19 protein-coding genes and 1 riboswitch are annotated in these 18903 nt (G+C 73.3%); of the genes, 9 read left to right on the top strand and 10 right to left on the bottom strand.

Annotation, left to right across the window (positions count from 1 at the left end):
- Window positions 1–15: 15 nt before the first annotated feature.
- From ACFYW1_RS06435 to thiO, 5 genes are all read right to left on the bottom strand, one after another.
- The gene (locus ACFYW1_RS06435; RefSeq protein WP_388987859.1) at window positions 16–873 is read right to left on the bottom strand and encodes a deoxyribonuclease IV; all 858 of its coding nucleotides are present in this window, start codon (window positions 871–873) and stop codon (window positions 16–18) included.
- Between the two features lie 7 nt (window positions 874–880).
- Complete coding sequence (pknB, locus tag ACFYW1_RS06430) at window positions 881–2797, bottom strand: Stk1 family PASTA domain-containing Ser/Thr kinase (RefSeq protein WP_388987857.1); 1917 nt, start codon at window positions 2795–2797, stop codon at window positions 881–883.
- 111 nt (window positions 2798–2908) lie between these two features.
- Window positions 2909–3703: a thiazole synthase gene (locus ACFYW1_RS06425; protein ID WP_388987854.1), complete on the bottom strand. Its 795-nt coding sequence runs from the start codon at window positions 3701–3703 to the stop codon at window positions 2909–2911.
- 2 nt (window positions 3704–3705) lie between these two features.
- Window positions 3706–3960 carry a sulfur carrier protein ThiS gene (gene thiS, locus ACFYW1_RS06420; RefSeq protein WP_388987851.1) on the bottom strand — a complete coding sequence of 85 codons (255 nt, stop codon included), beginning with the start codon at window positions 3958–3960 and terminating at the stop codon, window positions 3706–3708.
- The gene (gene thiO, locus ACFYW1_RS06415) at window positions 3957–5141 is read right to left on the bottom strand and encodes a glycine oxidase ThiO (protein WP_388987849.1); all 1185 of its coding nucleotides are present in this window, start codon (window positions 5139–5141) and stop codon (window positions 3957–3959) included. Before thiO ends, thiS begins: the two co-directional genes overlap by 4 nt.
- Window positions 5139–5251, bottom strand: a riboswitch (TPP riboswitch). Its footprint overlaps the gene before it by 3 nt.
- 51 nt (window positions 5252–5302) lie before the next feature.
- Between thiO and ACFYW1_RS06410 the strand changes: the two genes are divergently transcribed.
- The 6 genes from ACFYW1_RS06410 to ACFYW1_RS06385 all read left to right on the top strand — a co-directional run bounded on the left by ACFYW1_RS06410 (window position 5303) and on the right by ACFYW1_RS06385 (window position 10284).
- On the top strand, window positions 5303–5647 hold the full coding sequence (locus ACFYW1_RS06410; protein WP_388987847.1) for a hypothetical protein: 345 nt from the start codon (window positions 5303–5305) through the stop codon (window positions 5645–5647).
- Window positions 5648–5675: 28 nt separating this feature from the next.
- Window positions 5676–6932: an NAD(P)/FAD-dependent oxidoreductase gene (locus ACFYW1_RS06405; RefSeq protein WP_388987844.1), complete on the top strand. Its 1257-nt coding sequence runs from the start codon at window positions 5676–5678 to the stop codon at window positions 6930–6932.
- 155 nt (window positions 6933–7087) lie between these two features.
- A complete protein-coding gene (locus ACFYW1_RS06400) occupies window positions 7088–7453 on the top strand; it encodes an Rv2175c family DNA-binding protein (protein ID WP_388987841.1) in 366 nt (121 codons plus the stop codon).
- A gap of 88 nt (window positions 7454–7541) precedes the next feature.
- Complete coding sequence (thiE, locus tag ACFYW1_RS06395) at window positions 7542–8195, top strand: thiamine phosphate synthase (RefSeq protein WP_388987838.1); 654 nt, start codon at window positions 7542–7544, stop codon at window positions 8193–8195.
- Window positions 8196–8395: 200 nt separating this feature from the next.
- The gene (metF, locus tag ACFYW1_RS06390; RefSeq protein WP_388987835.1) at window positions 8396–9313 is read left to right on the top strand and encodes a methylenetetrahydrofolate reductase [NAD(P)H]; all 918 of its coding nucleotides are present in this window, start codon (window positions 8396–8398) and stop codon (window positions 9311–9313) included.
- Between the two features lie 50 nt (window positions 9314–9363).
- On the top strand, window positions 9364–10284 hold the full coding sequence (locus tag ACFYW1_RS06385; protein ID WP_388987832.1) for a hypothetical protein: 921 nt from the start codon (window positions 9364–9366) through the stop codon (window positions 10282–10284).
- 82 nt (window positions 10285–10366) lie between these two features.
- Here the strand turns inward: ACFYW1_RS06385 and ACFYW1_RS06380 are convergent, their stop codons facing one another.
- The 5 genes from ACFYW1_RS06380 to ACFYW1_RS06360 all read right to left on the bottom strand — a co-directional run bounded on the left by ACFYW1_RS06380 (window position 10367) and on the right by ACFYW1_RS06360 (window position 16449).
- Window positions 10367–11884, bottom strand: a complete 1518-nt coding sequence (locus ACFYW1_RS06380) for a phytoene desaturase family protein (RefSeq protein WP_388987830.1) — start codon at window positions 11882–11884, stop codon at window positions 10367–10369.
- A gap of 30 nt (window positions 11885–11914) precedes the next feature.
- Window positions 11915–12532, bottom strand: a complete 618-nt coding sequence (locus ACFYW1_RS06375; RefSeq protein ID WP_388987827.1) for a DUF4126 domain-containing protein — start codon at window positions 12530–12532, stop codon at window positions 11915–11917.
- Window positions 12533–12921: 389 nt separating this feature from the next.
- Window positions 12922–13533, bottom strand: coding sequence for a TetR/AcrR family transcriptional regulator (locus ACFYW1_RS06370; protein WP_388987824.1), 612 nt, complete (start codon window positions 13531–13533; stop codon window positions 12922–12924).
- Between the two features lie 29 nt (window positions 13534–13562).
- Window positions 13563–15650 carry a YhgE/Pip family protein gene (locus ACFYW1_RS06365; RefSeq protein WP_388987821.1) on the bottom strand — a complete coding sequence of 696 codons (2088 nt, stop codon included), beginning with the start codon at window positions 15648–15650 and terminating at the stop codon, window positions 13563–13565.
- Window positions 15622–16449 (bottom strand): ATP-binding cassette domain-containing protein, encoded by an 828-nt coding sequence (locus ACFYW1_RS06360; RefSeq protein WP_388987818.1) that lies wholly within the window; start codon window positions 16447–16449, stop codon window positions 15622–15624. Before ACFYW1_RS06360 ends, ACFYW1_RS06365 begins: the two co-directional genes overlap by 29 nt.
- Window positions 16450–16617: 168 nt before the next feature.
- Between ACFYW1_RS06360 and ACFYW1_RS06355 the strand changes: the two genes are divergently transcribed.
- The 3 genes from ACFYW1_RS06355 (at window position 16618) to ACFYW1_RS06345 (ending at window position 18824) form a co-directional block, all read left to right on the top strand.
- Window positions 16618–17145, top strand: a complete 528-nt coding sequence (locus ACFYW1_RS06355) for an SAV_6107 family HEPN domain-containing protein (RefSeq protein WP_388987815.1) — start codon at window positions 16618–16620, stop codon at window positions 17143–17145.
- 237 nt (window positions 17146–17382) lie between these two features.
- Window positions 17383–18141: a class I SAM-dependent methyltransferase gene (locus tag ACFYW1_RS06350; protein WP_388987812.1), complete on the top strand. Its 759-nt coding sequence runs from the start codon at window positions 17383–17385 to the stop codon at window positions 18139–18141.
- Window positions 18142–18434: 293 nt separating this feature from the next.
- Window positions 18435–18824 carry a DUF3040 domain-containing protein gene (locus ACFYW1_RS06345; protein WP_388987809.1) on the top strand — a complete coding sequence of 130 codons (390 nt, stop codon included), beginning with the start codon at window positions 18435–18437 and terminating at the stop codon, window positions 18822–18824.
- The last annotated feature ends 79 nt before the right edge of the window (window positions 18825–18903 follow it).

Genomic DNA, 18903 nt, shown 5'->3' with positions numbered 1-18903 from the left:
GGGAGGAGGCCCGGCTCAGTCGGTGTCGCGCAGCTTCTTCAGCCGGGCCACGTCCGCCGCGTGCCCCTCCTTGCCGCCGGGCGTCTCGATGATCAGGGGCACACCGGCGGTCGCCGGGTGGCGGAACAGCTCGCGGAAGGGCTCCTCGCCGATGTGGCCGGAACCGATGTTCTCGTGCCGGTCCTTGTGGGCCCCGACCACGTCCTTGGAGTCATTGGCGTGGATCAGTTTCAGCCGTCCCTCGCCGACCGTCTCCACCAACAGGTCCAGGGTCTGCCGCATGCCCGCGGGCCCCGCCAGGTCGTGGCCCGCCGCGTAGATGTGACAGGTGTCGAGGCAGACGCCGAGCTTGGGGTGGGCGTCGAGCGCCTCGAAGTACGGCCCGAAGTCCCAGGTCCGGGAGCAGAGCGAGAACCCCTGCCCGGCGGTCGACTCCAGCAGCAGGTACGGGTCGTCGTCGTGGGTCAGCTCGTCCAGCAGCGGTCGCATGTGGGTGCGGACCTGGGCCAGGGCCTGTTCGCGCGGCCGGCCGCCGGTCGCCGAGCCGGTGTGCACCACGACGCCCAGGGCGCCGATCTCCCGCGCCCGGCGCAGCGAATGGCGCAGCGACAGGACGGACTTCTCGACCGTCGCCTCCGTGTGCGACCCGAAGTTGATCAGATACGGGGCATGGACGTACGCCGGTACGGACCGCTCGGCGCACCCCTCCCGGAACCGTTCGTCCTGGACGGGGTCGCCGACCGGGGTCGCCCAGCCGCGCGGGTTGGCGACGAAGACCTGGACGGCCTCCGCCCCCATCTCCCGGGCGTAGGGGAGGCCGACCTTGGCGAGGCCGCCGGCCACCGGGACGTGGCCGCCGACTGGGTTGCGCATGTGGATCTCAGAGTCCCTTGGTCTTGATGGTGATGGTGCTGCCCTCGGGGGCCTGTTCGCCCCCGTCGACGGACTGGCTCGCGACGGTGTCGCTGAACGAGAGGAACGGGCGGTCGACCTTGACCTCGAAGCCCGCGTCCTCCAGTTCGGCCGTGGCCTCGTCGACGTCCTTCCCGGTGACCTCCGGGACGTCGATCATCCGGGGGCCCTTGGAGACCGTGAGCGTGATGGTGTCGCCCTCGGCCGCCTCCGCGCCCTCGCCCGGCGACTGGCGGGCGATGTCGCCCGCGACCTCGGGGGAGTTCACCCGGTCGGGGAGCACCTCGGCCTTCAGGCCCTCCTCCTCCAGGGCCGCGGTGGCGTCCTCCACGGACAGCCCGGTGACGTCGGGGACGTCGACCGGGGTGCCCTTGCTGAGGACGAGGGCGACCGCGGAGTCCGGGTGGCGCCCGGTGTTCGCGCCGGGATCCGTGCGGATCACATCCCCCCGCACGATGTCCTCGCTGAACTCCTTGGTGACCATGCCCGGCACCAGGCCGACCTTCTTCAGTTCCTTCCTGGCGTCGGCCAGCGAGAGACCCCGGAGCTCGGGCACCTTCACGATCTCCGGCCCCCGCGAGACGACGAGGGTCACCGAGTCGTTGCCCCTGATGCGGGCCCCGGGCTCGGGTTCGCTGCTGATGACCTTGCCGCGCTCCACGGTGTCGCTGTAGCCCCGCTCGACGGTCTTGACGTCCAGACCGGCGTCCGCGAGCCGCTTCTCGGCGTTCTTCTGGGTCTGGCCGAGCAGCGCGGGGACCCGGGTGAACTGCCCCGAGTTGATGTACCAGACGCCGGTGCCGATCCCCAGCGCCAGCAGCACGGCGACGACCGCGACGAGGACGGAGCGCGGCGGGCCGCCGCGGCGCCGGTCCCGTGCCGCGGGCCGCGCGGGCTCCGGCGGGGGCATCTCCAGCCGGCTGGTGTGGTGCGAGACGCCCTGGTCGGCCGGGAGCAGCCGCGGGATCACGCTGGTGCGGTCCTCGGTGGCGTCGTGCGCATCGGCGGTGGCCTGCGGCGGTACGGCGTCCAGCTGGGCGTCGGTGAGTCCGGCGCGCGCCTCGCGGGTCCGGGCCAGCAGGGCCACCGCGTCGAACGGGCGGGCCTCGGGGTCGCGGGCGGTGGCGGCGGCCACCAGCCCGTCGAGTTCCTCCGGGAGCCCGGGGACGACGGCCGACGGCGGCGGGACGTCCTCGTTGAGGTGCTGGTAGATGACCTGGGCGGGGGTCTCACCGCCGTGCGGCTTGGAACCGGTCAGCATCTCGTACAGGACGACGCCGCAGGCGTACACGTCGGTACGGGTGTCCGCCGTGCCGTGCTCTATCTGCTCGGGGGCGAGGTAGGAGACCGTGCCCAGGACGGACCCGGTGGTGTTGGTGACGGAGCCCACCGCCCGCACGAGTCCGAAGTCGGCGACCTTGACCCGGCCGTCGTCCCCTATCAGGACGTTCTCCGGCTTCATGTCGCGGTGCACGAAACCCGCCCGGTGCGCGGCGCCGAGGGCGGCCAGGACCGGCTCCAGGATGTCCAGCGCGGCCCTCGGCTGCAGCGCGCCCCGGTTGCGCAGCACGTCGCGCAGGGTGCAGCCCGCCACGTACTCCATCGCCAGATAGACGTACTGCCCCTGCGCGCCCTGGTCGAAGACGGCGACTACGTTCGGGTGCGCGAGGCGGGCCACGGACTTGGCCTCGCGGATGAAGCGCTCGACGAACGTGGCGTCGGTCGCCAGCGCCGGATGCATCACCTTGAGGGCGAGAACCCGGTCGAGCCGGGTGTCCACGGCCCGGTAGACCGTGGCCATGCCGCCCACGGCGATGCGGGCATCGACGCGGTAGCGGCCGTCGAGCAGCTGCCCGACGAGAGGGTCCTGGAGGGTCGTATCCACGCAGGCGAGTCTACGAGCCGCCACGGACCCGGCTCACGGCCCGGGGCGGACCCGGGGCCGTACTGCAGCCGAGCCGTGACAGGGACATGAACCGCAGCTCGTCCCGGCGGCTCAGAAGGCCGGGCGCTCCGGATCCAGCCGGGCGCGCCCCTCCACCGGCGACGACGCCTCGGCGAAGTGGCGGCGCGGAATCCGGCCCGCCCGGTACGCCAGGCGCCCGCCCGCCACCGCGTGCCGCATCGCCGAGGCCATCAGCTCGGGCTCCTGGGCCCGGGTCACCGCGGACGCCAGCATCACCGCCGCGCAGCCCAGCTCCATCGCGAGCGCCGCGTCCGAGGCCGTCCCGGCACCCGCGTCGAGGATCACCGGCACCCGGGCCTGCTCGACGATCAGCCGGAAGTTGTGCGGATTGCGGATGCCGAGGCCGGAGCCGATCGGGGAGCCCAGCGGCATGACCGCGGCGCAGCCCACGTCCTGGAGCCTGCGCGCCAGCACCGGGTCGTCATTGGTGTACGGCAGTACGGTGAAGCCGTCGTCCACCAGGATCTCCGCGGCGTCCAGCAGCTCGATCGGGTCGGGCAGCAGGGTCCGCTCGTCGGCCACCACCTCCAGCTTGATCCAGTCGGTGCCGAGGGCCTCGCGGGCCAGCCGGGCGGTCAGCACCGCCTCGCCCGCGGTGAAGCAGCCCGCCGTGTTCGGCAGCACGCGGATGGCGAGCCGCTCCAGGACGGAGAGCACCGAGCCCCGCACGGTCGGGTCGAGGCGGCGCATCGCGACGGTGGTCAGCTCGGTGCCGGAGGCGATCAGCGAACGCTCCAGCACGTCGAGGCCGGCCGCCCCGCCCGTCCCCATGATCAGCCGGGAGCCGAAGTCGGTGCCGCCGAGGGTGAAGAGGTCGTCGGACACTGTCAGCCCCCCTGGACCGCGGTCAGGATCTCGACGCGGTCGCCGTCGGCCAGCACGAGGGCGGACCACCGGCCCCGCGGCACGACGGTCTCGTTGACGGCGGCGGCCACCCCGGAGCCCGCGGCGGTGAGGGTGGCGACCAGGGCGTCCAGGGCGGTGCCCGCGGCGAGGAAGCGGACCTCGCCGTTCACGGACACGGAGAGGGCGGCGGGCCCGGAAGACGTCCCGGGGCCGGGACGGGATGCGGAGTCGGTCATGCGGGCTGCTCCTGACGTACGGGGGCGGCGGCGGACGGGAACCGGTGCGGGGTGAAGGGGCGGGCCTGCTCGGGCGGTTCGCCGCCGGTGAGGAACTCCGCCATGACCTCGCCGGTGACGGGGGTGAGCAGCACCCCGTTGCGGTGGTGGCCGGTGGCGAGATGCAGACCGGGCAGGGCGGTGGGGCCCAGCAGCGGGGCGTTGTCGGGGGAGGTGGGGCGCAGACCGGCCAGGGCCTCGGTGAGCGGCAGCTCGGTGATGCCGGGGACCAGCTCGTGGGCGTCCCGCAGCAGTTCGTAGACGCCGCCCGCGGTGACGGTGGTGTCCCAGCCCAGCTCCTCGCTGGTGGCGCCGACGACCAGCTCGCCGTTCTCGCGCGGGACCAGGTAGACGTGGCTGCCCCGGACCACGGCCCGCACCGTCCGGCTGAGGAAGGGCGCGTACGGGGCGGGCACGGTCAGCCGGAGCACCTGCCCCTTGACCGGCCGGACCGGCGGCACGACCTCGTCCGGCAGCCCCGGGAGCCGGCCGCTGAGACTGCCCGCGGCGAGCACGACCTGGTCGGCCGCCAGTTCCCCGCCCCCGTCGAGCACCGCCCCGGCGGCCCGGCCGCCCCGCACCGTCAGGCGCTCCACCCGTTCGCGGTGGAAGGCCACCCCGGCCCGCTCGCAGGCGGTCAGCAGGGCGGCGGCCAGCCGGCGGGGATCGATCTGGTGGTCGCCGTCGACCCGCAGCCCGCCCCGGACACCCGGCGCCAGCATCGGCTCCAGCCGACGGCACTCGCGCCCGGTGAGCCACTGGGACACCAGCCCGGACCGCTGCTGGAGGGCGTGCAGCTCCCGCAGATGGGCACGGTCGTCGGCGTCCAGGGCGACGGCCAGGGTGCCGCAGGTGCGAAAGCCGGTTTCCCGCCCGCTCGCCTCCTCCAGCTCGGCCACGAAGGCCGGGTAGCGGGCGGCCGAGGCGACGTTGAGAGCGAGCAACAGCTCCTCGCCGTAGTGGAGTTCGGTGACGGCGGCCAGCATGCCGGCCGCCACCCGGGCGGCCCCGCCGCCCGGTTCGGGATCGGCCACCGCGGTGCGCAGTCCGCGCTGCGCGGCCCGCCAGGCGGTCACCAGACCGATGATCCCGCCCCCGATGACGAGGACGTCGGATCCCTTCCAGTTTCCGGAAGAACGCATGGGCGTCCAGCCCCTCCCTTCGCCGGCATGACCCGGATCAGGTTCGTACGGTCGGAGGCCGCCCAGCCTCCCTCTCAGCCCGGTGCGTCCGGGCTCCCGCGTGTGACTTACGTTGGCCACCCTAAACCCCGCCGTCCCGGCCCAGTAAGGGAGCAGTCATCGTGGCCCGTTCGCTCGACGGACTCGTCCTCGCCCCGGTCGCCGACCAGGCCCCGGGCCAGGTCGGCACCCGCACCCGCTTCGCGTACCACGAGCGGGACGGCCGGATCTGGGCCGACTACGCGGGCGGCGACGTGGTTCGCGGCCACCTCGTCGGCACCCGGGACGGTGACGTCCTCGACTTCAGGTACGTCCAGCTGAAGCAGGACGGGACGACCTCCGGCGGCCACTGCGTCTCCACCGTCGTGGACCTCGCGGACGGCCGGGTCCGGCTGGAGGAGCGATGGGCATGGGAGTCGCAGGAGGGCTGCGGGACGAGCACGGTCGAGGAGATCCCCTCTTCCTGACGAAATGTCAGGTGCTTATGGTGTACGGGTGAGCGATCAGCAGCAGGCAGAGCAGCCGGACCGGCGGCCGGGGCGCCGCGTCGTCGTCGTGGGCGCGGGCATGGCGGGCGTGCAGACCGCGGTGGCCCTGCGGGAACAGGGCTTCACCGGTCCCGTCACCCTGATCGGTGCCGAACCCCACCAGCCCTACGACCGGCCCCCGTTGTCCAAGGCGGTGCTGCTCGGCAAGGCCGAGGACTCCGCCTTCGAGGTCGATTTCGAGGCGCTGGACATCGAACTGAGGCTGGGCGTCGAGGTCACCGGCGTACGACCGGACGCCCACGAACTGGACACCCCCGCGGGCCCCGTCGGCTACGACGTCCTGGTGATCGCGACCGGCGCCGAACCGGTCGTGCTGCCCGGCACCGAGGGCGTTCCCGGCGTCCACCTGCTGCGCACCCTCGACGACGCGGCCCGGCTGCGCCCGGTCCTCGACGGACGGCAGGACGTCGTGGTCGTCGGCGCGGGCTGGATCGGCGCCGAGTTCGCCACCGCGGCCCGCGCCGCGGGCTGCGGGGTCACCGTCGTAGAGGCCGCCGACCGCCCCCTCGCGGGCGCGATGCCCGCCGAGGTCGCCGCCCCGATGGCCGACTGGTACGCCGGGATCGGCGCCGAACTCCTCACCGGCGCCCGGGTCGACCGCGTCGAACCGGGCCGGGTGGTCCTCGCGGACGGCCGTACGCTCCCGGCCGGGGCGGTCGTCGTCGGGATCGGCGCACGGCCCGCCACCGGCTGGCTGGCCGGCTCCGGCATCGAGCTCGGCCCCGACGGATCGGTGACCGCCGACGGGGCGCTGCGCACCTCGGCCCCCGACGTGTACGCGGTCGGCGACTGCGCCTCGTTCCCCTCCGCCCGGTACGGCGAACGCCTGCTCGTCCACCACTGGGACAACGCCCTCCAGGGCCCGCGCACCGCCGCCGCCAACATCATCGGCGCGGCGTCCGACGGCGCCTCCGAGCCGCTGACGTACGACCCCGTGCCGTACTTCTGGTCCGAGCAGTTCGACCGGTTCGTGCAGTACGTGGGCCACCACGGGAACGCCGACACCCTGCTGTGGCGCGGCGACCCGGCGGACCCCGCCTGGTCGGTGTGCTGGCTGCGCGACGGCGTCCTGGTCGCGGTCCTCGCCGTCGGCCGCCCGCGCGACCTGGCGCAGGGGCGCAGACTCATCGAGGCGGGGGCGTCGCTCGACCCGGAGCGGGCCGCCGACCCCGCCGTGCCGCTGAAGGCGGCGGTCCGCGGCTGAGGAAGCGCCGGACGGCGGAGCCCGTGACACCCGGGACGGGGAAGGGTCGAAGGGGCCGGCGGGAGGGCGGCGAGGGGCCGGGGGAGCGGTTCGCGACGCCCTGAAGGGCCGAGTCCGGGTATCGGCTGTCAGTGCGGGATGGCAGGCTTGTACTCGTGACCGAGATTGACGCAAAGATCGATGCTCTCGTCCCTGCCTGGCTCCACCTCCCCGACATCGCCGAAATGCTCGATGTCGAGGTGACGCGTGTGCGGCAGCTGGTCAAGGAGGGCCAGCTGATCGCCGTACGCCGTGGTGAGAACCGGGCACTTCAGGTGCCGGCCGCCTTCATCGACGGCACCAAGGTGGTCAAGGGCCTCTCCGGCACCCTGACGCTCCTGAAGGACGACGGCTACACCGACGAAGAGATGCTGGAGTGGCTCTTCACCCCCGACCCGACCCTGCCGGGCACCCCCGCCCAGGCCCTGAGCGAGAATCGCGGCACGGAGGTGAAGCGCCGCGCCCAGGCGCTCGCCGTCTGACCACAGGCCCGGTGCGAGCGGGTGGGCGGCGCGGTCCCGCGCCGCCCACCCCTGCCCCGCACCGCTCTCCCAGGGGGGAACCGCACCGATGTCCACGCTCCGCGCCGCGCTGTCCGAAGCCCGGCTCTACCTGTGCACGGACGCCCGCAGGCGCCAGGGCGACCTCCCCGCCTTCCTCGACACCGTGCTCGCCGCCGGGGTGGACATCGTCCAACTGCGCGACAAGGGCATGGAGGCGGCCGAGGAGCTCGACCGCCTCGCCGTGTTCGCCGACGCGTGCCGACGCCACGGCAAGCTCCTCGCGGTGAACGACCGGGCCGATGTCGCCCACGCCATCGGCTCCGACGTGCTGCACCTCGGCCAGGGCGACCTGCCGGTGCCCGCGGCCCGTGCCGTCCTCGGCGACGACGTGCTGATCGGCCGCTCCACGCACGCCGGGTCCGAGGTCGACGCGGCCGTCGCCGAGCCCGGCGTGGACTACTTCTGCACCGGCCCCTGCTGGCCCACCCCGACCAAACCCGGACGGCACGCCCCCGGTCTCGGCCTCGTCCGGTACGCCGCCTCGCTCGACCAGCCACGCCCCTGGTTCGCCATCGGCGGCATCGACGCGGGCAACCTCGACGAGGTGCTGGACGCCGGGGCCCGCCGGGTGGTCGTCGTACGGGCGATCACCGAGGCCGCCGACCCGGGTGCCGCCACCGCCGAGCTGGCCCGCCGGATCAGGGCGCGCGCCGGAGCGTGACCCCGGCCGGGCCGCCGGCCCCGTGACCGGGCCGGATGCCCGGACCGGAACCGGATACGGACGCCCGGAACGGACCGGACACGGACGTTCGGGGGCGTGATCCGGCCCGGGTGTCCGAAGGATGGACAAACAACCCGTCAATTCGGGCAATTCGCCCTGGTCCGGTCCTATGGCCGTCAGGCTCTGGTTAACCTGCCGGTATGGCCCTTGGCACACCATCCACCAGGACGGATCACGCACGTACGGTGCGTGAACTCCTCGCGACCGGCAAGACCTCCTACTCCTTCGAGTTCTGGGCTCCCAAGACCGAGCGGGGCGAGCGGAACCTCTGGAACGCGCTGCGCCGGGTCGAGGCGGTGGGGCCGAGCTTCGTCTCCGTGACCTACGGGGCCGGCGGTTCCACCCGGGCCGGGACGGTGCGGGCCACCCAGCAGATCGCGGCCGACTCCACCCTCACCCCGGTCGCCCACCTCACGGCGGTCAACCACTCCGTCGCCGAGCTGCGCAACATGATCGGGCAGTACGCGGACGCCGGGATCCGGAACATCCTCGCCGTGCGCGGGGACCCGCCGGGCGACCCGATGGGCGAGTGGGTCAAGCACCCCCAGGGCGTGCGGTACGCGGCGGACCTCGTCCGGCTCATCAAGGAATCCGGCGATTTCTGCGTCGGCGTCGCGGCATTTCCCGAGATGCACCCGCGTTCCACCGACTGGGACACCGACATCCGGCATTTCGTGGACAAGTGCCGGGCCGGCGCCGACTACGCGATCACCCAGATGTTCTTCGACCCGGAGGATTACCTGCGGATGCGTGACCGAGTGGTCGCCGCGGGTTGCGAAACCCCGATCATTCCCGAGGTCATGCCGCTGACCAGCGTCAAACAACTGGACAGATTCGCGCAGCTCAGCAACGCGTCCTTCCCCTCGTCCCTGAAAGAACGGATCCTCGCGGCCAAGGACGATCCCGCCGCTGTACGCTCCATTGGAATCGACTTCGCAACGCGGTTCTGCGCGAGGCTGCGATCCGAGGGTGTGCCCGGACTGCACTTCATCACGCTCAACAACTCGACGGCGACGCTCGAAATCTACGAGAATCTCGGACTGCACAAGCAGTCGTGACCGGCCGTACCCGCCGCTACCCGGGGCGGTGGCCGTAGGAGGGGGCGGGCATGGGCTGGACGGTCCTCTACATCGCGTTCGGAATCGTCGCGCTGTGGCTGCTCGGTGAAGTGCTCCTGCAGTACAAGGCGCGCCTTCGCTGGAGACTGCTGGCCTTCGCGGGCTTCGCCTGCGTGGTCATCGGGGTCCTCATCCCGTCCGTGCTCGTCATCGTCCTCGGCGCGATCGCCTTCGCGACCGGGCAGACCCAGGTCACGCTGTCCTTCCGGCGGGGCTTCTCCACCGGCTGGGCCATAGGGGGCAACCCCGGCGTGAGCCGGCGACGCCGGGGCGGGAGCGGGGAGGGGCGGCAGGGCCGCGGACCCACGCTCCAGGTCTCGGACCTGGAGCTGGAGCACAACGGACAGGCCCCGCCGCCGCCCGCCGAGGCCCCCGCGGTCTACGAGCCGGAGCCCATGCCGGACGACACCGGGCAGTACGGCGTCTACTCCGACGGCCGGCGGGGGCACCAGGACGACCGGTCCGCCCCCCTCCCGCAGCAGCCCCCGTACGCCCCGTACGACTCCTACGCCGAGCCCACCGCCGCGTACGGCGCACCGGGCCAGGACGCGTACGCCGCCCAGGACCCGCTCGCCGGGCAGTACGACTACGGCACGCAGCAGCAGTACGCCGCGTACTCCGACCCGTACATCGGGACCGGCACCGCCGGGGGCCCCGCGGGGTACTCCTCGTACGACGGCTACCCCAACGGCAACGACTACGACAGCTTCGGTGGGCAGCGGCAGTACGCCCCCGAGCCGTACGCCCAGCAGCCGTACGCCGACACCCCGCCCGGCGGTGTCTGGGTGCCGCAGCAGCGCGAGGGCGAGCAGTACCCCGTCACGCCCCCGGAGCAGCCCGCCCACCCCACCCCGCCCCCGAACGGCTACAACAACGGCAGCGGCTACGACGAACAGCAGTACCGCTACTGAGCCGGAGCCGGAGCCGGAGCCGGAGCCGTAGCCGTAGCCGACGGCGGCGGATGGCCCCGCGGTCCGGACGGCCCCCGGGCGCTCACCGGGAGCCCCGGAACCCGTCCCCCTCCACGATCAGCCCGGCGACCAGGGCCCCCGACATGCCCGCATGGGCGAGCCCGCCGCCCGGGTGCGACCACCCGCCCGCGGCGTAGAGCCCCGGCAGCCGGGTGCGGTTGCCCGGCCGCAGATACGCGCCGCCCGCCCCGGCCAGTACGGGCGCGGGCACCGAACCGCCCTCCGCGCCGGTCTGCGCCGCCGTGTCCGCCGGGGTCCGCACCTCGGCGTGCAGCAGCCGCTCCCGTATCCCGGGCACGGCCGCGGCGGCGGCCCCGATCAGCGATTCCGCGCACCGCCCGCGCACCGCCGGGTCCGTCCAGTCCACCGGGCCCTGCGGGGCGACCGTCGCCATCAGCGTCACCGCCTCGTGGTCGTCGTCGGGGCGGGTCGACGGGTCGTCCGGGCGCAGCACCGTCACCGTGGGGTGCTCGGCGAGCCCTCCGCCGAACACCGCCCCGCGCTCCGCCGCACCGTCCGCCGGGTGCACCAGCGTCCGGTGCACGGTGTCCGCGGGCCGGGCGCCGCGCAGCGAGAGCAGCACCAGGAACCGGCCCGGCACCAGCTCCTGCCCCGCACCCCGCCGGGCCGTCACGTCCTCGTCCTGCCAGGACTCCTGACCCGGCACCAGACCGGGCCGGGGCCGGGCGCCCAGCACCACGTGATCGGCCTCCGCGACCGTCCCGTCCGCCAGCTCGACCCCCGCCGCCCGGCCGTCCTTCTCGACGACCCGGGCCACCTCGCACCCCAGGACGAACTCCACCCGCCGGGCCAGGCACCGCTCGTACACCGCCTGCGCCAGGGCCCGGATGCCGCCGGAGACGTACCAGCTGCCGAACGTCTCCTCCATGTACGGCAGCAGGGCCGCCGACGCCGGTGCGCGCACCGGGTCCAGTCCGTACGACAGGGCGTACCCGTCGAGGAGCGCGGCCAGCCGGGGGTCCGACAGCTCCCACGCGCCGACCTCCGCCACCGTCCCCGCCTGCCGGGCGGAACGCAGCAGCCGGCGCTGCCGGAGCGCCGGATAGGGATCGCGGCCGAACACCTGCCGGTCGGGGTGCAACGGCTCCTCCAGCAGCGGACGCCGCGACCGGTCCCAGGCGTCGCGCGCCCGGTCGAGGAACCCGCCCCACACCGCGCCCGCGCCGCCGCCGAGCGCCGCGTCCAGGGCGGAGACCACCCCGGCCCGCGAGGCGTTCGGCAGCGACACCGCCGTGCCGTCCGCGAACAGGTGCCGGCTCGCCGGATCGACCTGTGACAGCCCGACGCACCGCTCCAGCGGCTCCTTGCCCGTCTTCACGAACAGGTCGCGGTAGACGGCGGGCAGATGGAGCAGCGCCGGACCGGTGTCGAAGACGAAGCCCTCACGGGCGTACCGGCCCACCGAACCGCCGAAGGTCTCCGACCGCTCGTACACCGTCACCCGGTGGCCTGCCACGGCGAGCCGGGCGGCCGCCGCCATCGCGCCCATCCCGGCGCCGATCACCGCAATACGTGCCATGTCAGTGACCTTAACGGCCACCGCCGACGGTCAGCCCGGCGGTGGGTACGAGCCCGTCCGGGCCAGCCGCCGTTCCTCCCGCCGCTGTTTCCTGCGCCGCAGGAAGCGCCGGATCCTGGAGAACAGGAAGGCCACGATCACGATGCCGAGCAGCAGCAGCGTCCCCGCGATGACCGCGGCCGCCACCGGATGGAATATCGCGAAGGTGATGATCCCGGCGACGCCCAGGTCCTCGACGATGCTCATGACGATGTTGCTGACCGGCTCGGGAGAGGTGTTGACCGCCATCCTGGTACCGGCCTTCACCAGGTGGCTCATCAGCGCGGTGGAACCACCGATCGCCGCCGCCGCGAGCTCCGGGAGCGAACCGTCGTCACCGGCCAGCAGCGCCGCCACGACGGCACCGGCCACCGGCCTGATGACGGTGTGGACCGAGTCCCAGACCGAGTCCACATAGGGGACCTTGTCCGCCACCACCTCGCAGAGGAAGAGCACGCCGGCCACCACCAGGACATCGGTGCGCTGGAGGGCGTCGGGCACCTCGTCGCTCAGACCGGTCGTACCGAAAATGCCGAGGAGCAGGACCACCGCGTAGGCGTTGATCCCGCTGGCCCAGCCGCTTGTGAACACCAGAGGGAGTACGGACACGGACGCGATCGTAGGCCAGATGGCGTACGGCGCGGGGCGGGTTCGGTGCGCAGGTCTGAGTATCCGTACTCAGATCCCGAGATGAGTAGGTACGCGGATGGGCTCCCACCTGCCCGGACGGGAGAGTGGTGGGCACGGAGAGGGGCGCCGCGCAGGCACCGCCGGCACGGGGCGGCGGAACGGTCGCGGCACTCCCTTCCGGAACGGGGGAGTACGACGGAGGGCTCGGGGCCACGGGGGACACGGGGCCACGGGGGAAGTTCTCCAGCAGTTACGGAAGGCGCCGGTCCGGCGCGGACCCGGGAAACCGGGTCTCACCGGACCGGCGCCTTCCGTATGCGCTCCTGTGCCCGCCGTGCGCTTCCGCCCTGCCGGGGCGGTCGGGCGGCTCAGCGCCCGCTGACCCGCCCGTGCAGCAGCAGCGACAGCGCCGAGTGCACGTCGTCGATCGACCGCTCGGGCTGGAACGCCTGCCAGTCCAGGGCCGCCACCAGCACCATGCCGACCAGCGCGGCGGCCGTCAGCGGGATGTCGATCTCCCGGCTCAGCTCGGCGTTCTCCACCCCCTCGCGCAGCACGCCCTCGACCACCGCGACGGCTTCCTGACGCACCACCAGGAGGGTGCCCTGCCAGGCCCGGTTGGTGCGCCACAGCTCCGCGACGTACAGCTGGGTGAACGCCGGGTACCGGTCGATGAAGACCAGGCCGGCCCGGATCATCGCGTCCAGCGCCTCGACCCGGGTGCCGCCGCGCCGCCCGGTCTCCTCGGCCGCGGAGCGCAGCGAGGCGGTGAGCAGCCCGACGCCGTGCCGCAGCAGCTCCTCGAAGAGTTCGGTCTTGCTCTTGAAGTTGTAGTAGACCGTGCCCTTGGCGACCCCGGCGCGCTCGGCGATCTCGTCCACCGTGGTCGCCGAGAAGCCCTTCTCCGCGATGAGGGTCACGGCCGCCTCGTAGAGCTTCTGCCGGGTGGCCCGGCGACGCGTGGTGCTGCTGCTTTCCATGCCCCTGATTCTCACAGGTCCCGGCGCGCTCACAGGCTCAGTTCCGGGTGGAGCCGGTCCAGGGTCCAGACCTGCTTGCGGCGTGCGGCGACCGCGGTCAGGGCGAGCGCCCCCGCCGTGAAGGCCAGCAGCACTGCGCTGCCCTGCCAGACCGGTCCGAGACCGCCGCCGGTGATCAGCCGGCGCAGCCCCTCGACGACGTAACTCATCGGCAGGTAGGGATGGATCGCGTTGAAGAAGCCCGGACTGGTCTGGACGGGGTACGTTCCGCCGGCCGAGGTCAGCTGGAGCATCAGCACCGCCAGGACGAGGATGCGTCCCGCGGCGCCGAACCGGGCGTTCAGCCACTGCACGATCGCCGCGAAGCAGCAGGTCACCAGGGCCAGGAAGGCGATTGTCCCGGCGGCCCGGGTCATCTGCAGCCCCAGTCCCCAGTGCAGTACGGCCATCAGGGCGGCCACCTGGAGCAGCCCGATCGCGGCCACCGGCAGCCAGCCCGCGAAGGCGATCCGCCAGGCGGAGGCCCCGGCGGCGAGCGCCCGCCGGTTGAGCGGCTGGATCAGCATGTACGCCACCATCGCGCCGACCCACAGGGAGAGCGGGATGAAGTACGGGGCGAAACCGGTGCCGTAGTTGGGGGCCTTGTGCAGCGACTCGGAGGCCAGCTGCACCGGGTCGGCCATGACTCCCGTACGGGCGTCGCGGTCCTTCTTGTCGTAGTCGGGGATCTTGCCGACGCCGTCGTTGAGCCCCTCGGCGAGGGTGGTCGAGCCGTCGCCGAGCCGGATCAGGCCGCTGTCCAGGTTCACCGCGCCCTTCCTGAGGTCGCTCACCCCGGTGTCCAGGTCGGCGGAGCCGGTCCGGGCCGTGGTGAGCCCGGTGTGCAGGTCGTTCGCCCCCTTGGCGACCTTGTGCGCCCCGGTGTTCAGCGCGTTCACCTTCTTGACGGCGGACTCCAGGTCCTCGTCCAGGCGCGGCGCGTGCTCGGCCAGGTCCTCGGCCTGGCGCTGGAGCGTGGCCAGCCGGGTGCGCAGCTTCTTCAGGTCCCCGTTCTGGTTCGTGACCAGGACGTTCACGTCGTCGGCGACCTTCGCGACGTCGGCCGCGGCGGTCGTGGCGCGTTCCAGGGGCGGGCAGAGGCCGGGGTCGGCGTCCTGCTCCTGCGCGCAGCTGGTGCGGTAGAGCTCGGCCAGGTCGTCGGAGGCCGTGTGGGCGGCGGTGGCCGCGGTGGGGGCGGCCTTCACGAGCAGGTCGAGGTTGTCCCGCACGGCCTGGGAGGAGTCGGCGACCAGCCGGGCGGTGTCGCCGATCGACTTGCCGTTGTCCTTCAGGAACGGACGGACGTCGGACGCCACCCCGTTCACCTTGTCGGCGAGCTGCTGGGTGCCCTCGGCCACCTGGCGGGAGCCGGTTTCGAGGTCGCCCGCGCCCTTGTTCAGCTTGACGATGCCGCCGGCCAGCCGGCCGCTGCCGGCCTTGGCGTCCTTCAGCCCGTCCGCGAGGTCCTGCGAGCCCTTCTTCGCCTTGCCGATGCCGCCCTTGAGGTCGTCGGCGCCCTTGGCGGCCTTCTCCGTCGCGTCGTGGAGGTCGGAGAAGTTGATGAAGATCCGGTCGAGGAAGCCGCGCGAGGCATTGGTCGACGCGGCGGTGCGCACCTCGGAGAACACCGTCCGGGAGATCTGTCCCACGATGTAGTTGTTGGCGTCGTTGGTGCGCACCTGGAGCGCGCCGGTCTCGGGGGAGTCGCCCGAGCTGGACGCGATCCGCTCGCTGAAGTCCGGGGGCATGGTGAGCGAGAGGTAGTACGTGCCGTCCTCGACGCCCGCGGCGGCCTCGGCGGAACTCACCTCGTGCCAGTCGAACACCTTGGAGTCGAGGAGCTTGTCGGTGATCTCGTCACCGGCCGTGATGCGCTTCCCGGCCGCGGTGGCGCCCTTGTCGTCGTTGACCAGCGCGACGGGGATCCTGTCGAGGCGCCCGTACGGGTCCCAGAAGGACCACAGGTACAGGGCGCCGTAGAGCAGCGGCAGGAGCAGGAGCGCGACCAGTGCGGCGCGCGGCAGCTTTCCCCTGCCGAAGCGCTTGAGCTCAAGCGCGGCCAGTTTCGGCGAACGCATCGGCCGTCCCCTTCCCGGTCGTGGTTCCGTCGGCCGTGCCGGCCGTGTTCGTGCCGTCGGTGCTCTTCGAGCCGTTGCCGTTCGCGTCGTTCCCGGTGTCGCCGCCGGCGCCGGTGCGCAGGGTCAGGGCGTCCTCGGGGGCCTGGCTGCAGACGGCCAGCACGGTCGTGCCACCGGCCGCGACGGACCGCAGCAGCTCCCACGCCTCGGCGCGCTCGGAGTCGGAGAGCTTGAGGTCGGTGTCGTCCACCGCGAGCAGCCGGGGGTTGCCGATCAGCGCCAGCGCGACGGAGAGCCGCAGCGCCTCCAGCCGCTCCAGATCCCGTACGGAGGTCCGCTCGGCCTTGGGCAGGGTGGCCGGGTCGAGGCCCGCGGCGGCCAGCGCCGTGTCGATCCGCTCCTGCGCGGTGGCGATCCGCTCGGCGCGCGGGCGCAGCAGGGCGCGCAGCGAACCGCCGTAGCGGCGCTGGAGCAGGGCCCGCTCACGCAGGTGCTCGGCGACGGTGAAGGCCGGGTCGAGCTCGCTGACGCCGGGCACCGGACCCAGGCCGCAGACGCGGCGCACCGCCGCCATCTTGCGCGGCAGGCTCAGTCCGCCGACCTCCGCGTGGCCCTCGGTGGGGCGCATCCGGCCGGTGAGGGCGAGCAGCAGGCAGGTGCGGCCGGAGCCGGAGGGGCCCTCGATCGCCACCAGCGAGCCGGGCCCGGCCTCGACGTCCACGCCGCGGAAGGCCCAGCCGCGCGGTCCCTTGAGGCCGAGATTCCCGGCAGTGACGGCTGCCCCGTGCGGGCTGTCCACTGACCCTCCCCTGATTTTGAACTGACCAGTCAGTGCAAAAAGGTAGCCCGAACTTGCGATCGAGGCAAAGGGGCAGGTCAGCGCGGTCGAGACGGGGACTGTCAGTGGTGCCCCCCACGATGGATGCATACGGCCACGGAGTCGTTACACGAGACAGGAGGTTTCGTCATGGCCCACTCGTCCGCAGCAGCCGCACCCCGGCGCCGCGCAGACGGCCCTGCCCCCTCACTGACCGGTCCGGCAAGCGATGTCCACCCCGTCCTGCGACGCACCACCGCCCCGCCCGCCGCTCTCGATCTGCTCGCCCAGGCCCGCGCCGGTCTCGACGAGGCAGCCGTTCTCGATGTGCCGAACGAGCGGTACGCCACCGCCCACCTCGCCGCGCTGCGGACCGCGGCCGCCGTGCTGGCCGCGCGGGGCCGCCCGGAGACGACCCGGCGTCGCCGGGAGCGCATCCGCAGCGCCTGGGAGGTCCTCCCCGAAATAGCTCCGGAGCTGACCGAGTGGAGCGCGCTGTTCGCCTCCGGCGCCGCCCGCAGGGCCCGGGCGGAGGCCGGGATCCCGGGCGCCGCCGGCCGTCGGGACGCCGACGACCTGCTGCGCGACGCGGCGATGTTCCTGCGCCTGGTCGAGCGGCTGCTGGTGCTCCAGCCGGTGCTCCCGCAGTCCCGGAAGGAGCGGCCCGACACGGCGTGACGGGCGTCCCGGGCCGGGACGGGGAGCCCCGTCCCGGCCCGGGACGGCAGCCGCTCGGTACGGGCGGGGGAGCGGGCCGTGCCGTGCGGCGGGAGCTCCGCCGCGGGGCGGTGGGGCGGCCGGTCGCGGGATGACGGCCCCGGCGGCGCGAGGCAATAGGGTGGACAGCACTCGTACCACCTGCACTGTTCACGCTCCCGCCGTCAGTGGCGGCACCGTGCCGAGGAGTCATCTGCCGTGTCGGACCAGCTGCGCCCCCGCGCCTCCCTCCGTACCGCCGTGGTCTGGGACGTACTCAAGGACGCCCTCGACCTCCGGGTCAAGGCGACCGGCAGGGACGCCCTGGATGTCCTGGACACCGGCGGCGGCACCGGAAACTTCGCGGTGCCGGTCGCCCGCCTCGGCCACCGCGTCACCGTCGTCGACCCCAGCCCCAACGCGCTCTTCGCGCTGGAGCGCCGGGCCGCCGAGGCCGGGGTCGCCGACCGGGTCCGCGGTGTGCAGGGCGACATCCACGGCCTGTTCGAGGTGGTTGAGCGCGGTGGTTACGACGCGGTGCTGTGCCACGGCGTCCTGGAGTACGTGGACGACCCCGCCGAGGGGATGCGCAACGCGGTGGACGCGCTCCGGCCGGCCGGAGCGCTCAGCCTGCTCGCCGCCGGGCTCGGCGGCGCGGTCCTGGCACGCGCGCTCGCCGGTCACTTCACGGAGGCCCGGCAGGCGCTCGGCGACCCGGCGGGCCGTTGGGGCGAGGGAGACCCGGTGCCCCGGCGCTACACCGCGGAGCAGCTCACCGAGCTGGTCTCCGGGGCCGGCGTCGAGGTCGGCGCGGTCCACGGGGTACGGGTCTTCGCGGACCTCGTTCCCGGCGTCCTGGTGGACACCGAGCCCGGTGCGATGGAGGCGCTGCTCAAGCTGGAGGCCGCGGTGGCGGAGCTGCCCGCCTTCCACTCGGTCGCGACGCAGCTGCACGTTCTGGGCACGAAGCGCGGCTGAGCGCGAGCCGGTCCGGCGGCCGTCCGGGGCCGCGGCACGGCTGATCAGCGGCGCAGCGGCAGACGGAGTACGCCCCGGACCCCCCGATCGGGGGCTTCGCCCCGTATGATCGGGGGACACCATCCGGCATGACGGATCGGAGGTCGGGGAATCAACGCCTCAGCAGCCGAGTCGTCATGGCGGCCCGGACTGGCTGATGGGCAAGAAGGCGGGTTTCACGGGGGCGAATCCCTGCCTATCCTGGAAGGGCCGCATACCGGCCGCCCCCCGCGGCCGACGACGAGGAGGACTCCGTGCCGCTCTCGGAGCACGAGCAGCGAATGCTCGAGCAAATGGAGCGAGCGCTGTACGCCGAAGATCCCAAGTTCGCGACAGCGCTCGAGGGAAGCGGGCTGCGTACGTACACCCGGCGACGGGTCTATCAGGCGGTCGCAGGCTTCCTGGTGGGTATCGCGCTCCTCATGTCCGGAATGGTCGCTCAGCTGATCTGGATCAGCGTGGTGGGATTTCTCGTCATGCTGGGCTGTGCGGTCCTCGCGGTCACCGGCTGGCGCAAGGCGCCCAAGCCGGGCGAGCATCCGGCAAGCAGTGGTGGCGGTCGTCACCACCCGAGGCAGCGCCGGACCGTGATGAACCGTATCGAGCAGCGGTGGCAGCGCCGCCGCGACGAGCAGGGCCAGTAGCCCTCGCACACTCCTGGACCGAGGGGCGGCCGCGACTTCGCGGCCGCCCCTCAGTCCTGCCTGCCCGGGCCGGCCGAGA

Origin of the sequence: Streptomyces sp. NPDC002669 (assembly GCF_042889165.1) — a bacterium.
Classification (GTDB): Bacteria; Actinomycetota; Actinomycetes; order Streptomycetales; family Streptomycetaceae; genus Streptomyces.
This window is presented reverse-complemented; position numbering and strand designations above follow the sequence as displayed.